Origin of the sequence: Streptomyces sp. NRRL S-495, from assembly GCF_000966955.1 — a bacterium.
GTDB classification, from domain to species: Bacteria; Actinomycetota; Actinomycetes; order Streptomycetales; family Streptomycetaceae; genus Kitasatospora; species Kitasatospora purpeofusca.
In genome coordinates this window covers 1-1,177 of the sequence record NZ_JZWY01000949.1, presented here as the reverse complement: position 1 = coordinate 1,177, position 1,177 = coordinate 1, and the positions used below count along the sequence as shown (strand labels likewise).

1 protein-coding gene and 2 pseudogenes are annotated in these 1,177 nt (G+C 71.2%); all 3 read left to right on the top strand.

Annotation, left to right across the window (positions count from 1 at the left end; translation table 11 throughout):
* Positions 1–76, top strand: a pseudogene (locus tag VR45_RS46350) (repressor LexA); the annotation flags it as partial.
* A gap of 686 nt (positions 77–762) precedes the next feature.
* Positions 763–945 (top strand): hypothetical protein, encoded by a 183-nt coding sequence (locus VR45_RS36845; RefSeq protein ID WP_045944294.1) that lies wholly within the window; start codon positions 763–765, stop codon positions 943–945.
* A pseudogene (locus VR45_RS36840) lies at positions 942–1,177 on the top strand (hypothetical protein); the annotation flags it as partial. The gene VR45_RS36845 and the pseudogene VR45_RS36840, both read left to right, overlap by 4 nt.

Genomic DNA, 1,177 nt, shown 5'->3' with positions numbered 1-1,177 from the left:
CCCGGCCTACGAGCCGATCAACGGCGACAACGCAACCATTCTGGGCAAGGTCGTCGCTGTCCTGCGCCGCCTCTGACCGACGCACGAGGCCGGAGCCAGGCCGCACTGCGACCGCACCAGCGGCCGACGGGAACACTGCCCCGGAGCCCGCGCCGACGATCGGCACACGCCGAGCCCCGGAATGTCGTGGAGCCTAGACGCGAATGTCCAGACCTCCTGACGTTCCCCCCTGCGAACGTCCCCCAGCAGGGACAGCGGCCGAAGGGCCTGCGGCTCGTCACCGTGCTGACGCCGCGGCTGGTTTCCCGGCCGGCCGCCTTGATCACGACCGCGTAGGTGCCCACAAGGTCCGCCAGCTGCCGCTTCCTTCGGCACGGCCGTAGCGTAGGCCACTCTGCTCGGGCTGCGGCTCACGGTCCGACAGGGCTCGTCCGGTTCGCCGTGGTCCGCTGCCCTTCTTGTGGTGGGCGCCCCGTGCGTACGCCTCGCCGGCGGCCGGGACTCCTCGGACCGTCGCTTCCGGCCCCTCGGGCAAGCCCCGTCGTGTCCCGGCCGACAGGGGCGGACGCTCCGGTCGCAGGCCGACGCGCCGAATGATCAGAATCGATCGCTACCTTATGCACTTGCCCAAACACGTTCTGTTGAGATTGTTCTGCACGATCCGCCGTTCCCGTTCGCTTTACAGGTGGAGGCAGGTGCCTCCGGCGCCGCGAACCGGGGGTCGGGCGCCTCCTCACGACAAGCCTTCATTGGGGAGGGACTGTGGACCAGGACAGTGCAGCGCAGCTGGCGACGGTGGCCGTGGCGACGCGGGTGTTCACCCGGGACGGCCTGCGCCTGGCGCGTCGGGTTCTGTCCGCCGGGCTGCGGCACCGGATCACCCGCGCGGACCGGACGGAGCCGCGTGCCGGGGCGTCCGAGCGCCGGGTGCGGGGGGAGCGGTGACCCAGGCGGAGACCGATCCTGAGGACGGAGCCGTCGAGTCCGCCGTGACCGGAAGCACGCACCGACGGGTGCCGTACGAGGCGTGGCCGCCGGCGTGGCAGGCGGCCTACTGGGCCTTCCACAAACGGGTGCGCACCCGGTATCTGGACTGGGCCTACCTGCAGTTGGGATCCGACGCGGACGCGGAGGAGGCCGTCGACGCCACCTTCGACGCCATCACGGACAACTGGGA